General features: G+C 55.6%; 3 protein-coding genes. 1 reads left to right on the top strand and 2 read right to left on the bottom strand.

Annotated features, from left to right (window positions below):
• On the bottom strand, positions 1-1,744 hold a 1,744-nt coding region (locus ABJK70_RS21800), incomplete at its 3' end, for an MMPL family transporter (protein ID WP_347259113.1).
• A gap of 21 nt (positions 1,745-1,765) precedes the next feature.
• Entirely contained in the window at positions 1,766-2,884 is a 1,119-nt protein-coding gene (locus tag ABJK70_RS21795) for a DUF1302 family protein (protein WP_077732381.1), read from the bottom strand.
• 547 nt (positions 2,885-3,431) lie between these two features.
• On the opposite strand from ABJK70_RS21795, the gene ABJK70_RS21790 reads away from it, so the two are divergent.
• Positions 3,432-3,666: hypothetical protein (locus ABJK70_RS21790; RefSeq protein WP_347259112.1), on the top strand; the 235-nt coding region annotated here is incomplete at its 3' end.

The following is a 3,666-nucleotide window of genomic DNA, read 5'->3' as shown; positions in this document are numbered from 1 at the left end:
CCCAGTCGCTGATGATGTCCATGTTTTCGCGGCTGGCGCGGGTCGGGACCAGGGCGCGGATCACCGTCACGCGACTCGCGGAATAATCGACGTTGAAACGGTCGTTGATGTCCTGACCCACCGGCACCGAGAGGCTGTAGAGGAACAAATATTGGGCGATCGAATCGTTGTCATCGGGAAGGGTATGGAAACTGGGGTCGTCCTCGTGCAGGGCGCGATTGACATTGCGCAGCACGGTGGACAGGGAGTAGACGTTGCTCAGCCCGCCCGGCGCTTCCTGGGCCAGGTACTGCGTGAAGGCATCCAGGTCGCGCATATACTCCACGGTCTTGATGGAATCCGGGCCCTTGCCGCGTACGACCAGCTCGTACACCGCCCCGCCCGAGCCCTTCTCCTCCAGGAAATGGACCGATTCGGCGAACCAGAAGCTGGAGCGGAAATAGGACACCGGATTGGAATCGACCGTGAGCATCGGCAGGAAAGCCGCAAAGATGCCGATGAAGACGAGCCAGCCCAGGACCACCTGCCTGCTGCGGTGTATGGACGCCCAACGCAGCCGATCCAGAAAACCCTTGAACCACTCGGAATCGAAGACGGGACGCGGCGTCTTTTCCGGGAAGAAACTCAACAGCGCCGGCAGCAGGGTCAGAGTCAGGAACAGAATCAGCAAAGTGCCGCAACCGGCCTCGAAACCGAACAGCTTGAGAGGAATGATGGTGGCCGTTAAATAAAAGGAGAAGAAACCGATCGCCGTCGTGACCGAGGTCATGACGATCGCGCTCAGATTGATCCGCAGCGACTCCTTGACGGCGTCCCTGGAATTCAGACCGTTGCGCTTGGCTTTGACGAACATCGCCGCCATATGGACGCAGCCCGCCACGGCGATACCGATGAGCAACTGCGGCGTCGTGGTGGTGACCACGTTCAGTTTATGGCCCACGAGTCCGGTAAGGCCCATGGCGCCGATCACGCTCAGGAGAGAGATGCCGAGGGACAGCAGGACTCCGAGGATCGAGCGGAACAGGATGAACCACACCACACCCAGAATGACCAGCAACAGCGGGACCAGGAATCCCATATCCTTCTGCGCCACCTGGTCGAAAGCCTGGTCGGTGATGGGACCGCCGGCTAGGTAAAACTCGTAGCCGCTCCGGGCTTTCTCCTCGTCCAGGATTTGCATCAACTGGTTGTAGACCTTCGCCGGCAACTCGGGCGTCACGGCGACCGGCGCGATGCGCGCTCGAATGATGCCGACTTTCCGATCCGGGGAGATCAGAGAACCGGTCACCAGCGGGTCCTGGTCGATATAACTCCGGGCTGCCGCGATGCGCTCCGGGGTGACCGGCTTGTCGCTCGGGAACAGGGCCTCGGCGCTGAAGCCTTCGGCATCGCCCCGCAACGCCTGGAAGTTGGAAAGCGAATCCACCCGGATCACGCCGGCTACGTGCCAGAATTTGTCGGTAAGACGCTGGATGGTTTCGAGGGGCTTCGGCTGAAGAATCCCCTGCGACTCTTCGAACGCCACGACGAACATATCATCGTGGCCGAACTCCTTGACGAAAAGATCGTAGCTTTTTAGATAGGGATCCTCCTCGTCGAACCAGATGCGATAGTTCGAGTCGAAGGACAGCCGTCCCAGAAACCCGCCCAGAAAGACGATCACGGCAAGGCTCGCCAGGATCACCCAGATCCGGTTCCTGATGACCCAGTTGGCGTAAGCCGTTACCAGTTTCTTCTCACGCATAGCATCCCGCCGAAAATTGAATTAAAAACTGTATCTCAGCCGCACCCGAAAGGCGCCGTCACCGTCTTCATCCTGATCCGGGAAAACGAAAAACCCGAAAGAGTCCGTATACGTCACCTCGAACCGGAGCTGCTCGACGATGTCGCGGGCATATCGGGCTCGCACGAGCCAGGTGCCGGCCGGCTTAAAATTGTTTATGGCCCCGACCTCGAACTCCTGGCGGGCCAGGTCGTTGACCGTCAAACGAAAACCGGTGAAAAGGCTGTTCTCGAGTATCTGGAATCTGACTTGCCCGTCACCGACTTTCCCGAAATATTCGGTAAACAGCGTCAAATCGGATAGGCCGACAATCGCGGGAAAGGTGTATTCCAACCCCGCGGTATAAAAAAATCCCGGCGCAAGGAGTTCGGTCTCGGGAAACCGATAGAATCCCTCTCCCTTGACGATCAGGCTCTCGATAACTTTGGTGAATTCAAAACCGAGGCGGTTGGATTTGTAGGGGGTCCCGATCAACTTCGTCCCCGTCTCGTTCATATCGAAAATCGGCAGCCTTTCGATGACGTTCGCCCAACTCAAGGCAAAATCGAAGCCGTCGCCTGCATAGAAGTAGCGGATCGCCCACTGGTCCTCGAATCGTTCCGCCGGTTCGCGAATCGGAGCACCGCCACTGAGACTGTAGAAGTTGTCCGGCCCCGGAAAGCTGTCGGGAATGTAGTAGGGAATCGAATACGCACTGATATCGCTGTTATCGAATTTCCAACGGAATAGAGCCGCAGGTATACCGATTTTGCTCGGCTCGATCACATCGTCCCGAAAATCCCTAGGATTGAGTACGTCTATTCGGTTTACGCTCTCCATCTGGCCCCAGGTGAAAATCTGATTTCCAATCCTAAAATCCCAGTTTTCTGTGCTGTATTCGACCCACGCTTCGTTGAGGCGAATAGTATTTTGTCGATCATCCATGAAGTCATAGCGGGCAAACGGCGCTATAGCGGCGCGCCAGTTTTCTCCAATGCTTACTTCCGATCGAAAGTCGAGTCGTAATGCGTGATTCTGCTCGATCTGCCCAGGAAAAAGAGGCGTCTCAGGATACTGATAAGTCTCGTAATCGAAGCTGCCCGCAATATTCAGCTTTTCCATCCAAGAACCGATCCCGGATAGACCTTCTGAACTGGTTTCGCCCTCACAAAACCCAAATTCCGGTGACAACATCAAATAAAACCCAAAAGCAGTTATCAGCAGCTTTAACAAGAATGCCCCTAATTCAATTCCAAATCCTGCACTTGCGGAAAAAGCCTGCTGAAAGGGCATGGTCTTTTCCGTGCAAAATAGAGTTTCAGCCATCCGATGCTTTCGTTAGGTATATTCTCGATCGGAGGTTTTTAACAGACGCTCAATTACCTTTGGCAAGACCAAGGAAAGATGGCCAGATCGCTGGAGTAACTAACGTCCGTCCAAAGTACCAATGCCGTTAAGTTAAGCCGTCATTCCAATCGCAAACGGTCGTTCTGGGAGCGCCAGAACGCCCCTTCCGGCAGGGATTGCTCACCCCATCCCTGGGGTTCGTCCTACGGACCGTGCTCCGCACGTCCAAATTTGCTCCTGGCAAATTTGTGCCGGACAAATCGGCAGGATGGCCGATTTGCACGCGAAGCGCCCGTAAGATGCCGCACAGGGACTGTGCGGCATGAATCCAGAGCACAGGGAAGTGACACGCCTCTGCCATCCATGGCTTCTGGACCCCGGCATTCCCTGCCGGGGTGACGTCCTTCGCCTTAACTTAACGGCATTGTCAGAAGTACAACTCTTCTTGTTTACCGGTTTTATAGAAATGCCCAAGACTCTATTTCAACGCGGCGATTCAAGCCCCCGAACCGTAAACATGCTCGCATCGGTGGGAATTTTCAGCTTGATTTCGTCAA

This window comes from Methylocaldum sp., from assembly GCF_039794385.1.
Taxonomy (GTDB): Bacteria; Pseudomonadota; Gammaproteobacteria; order Methylococcales; family Methylococcaceae; genus Methylocaldum.
The sequence above is the reverse complement of the archived record's forward strand: the minus strand, read 5'-3'. Positions and strand labels throughout refer to the sequence as shown.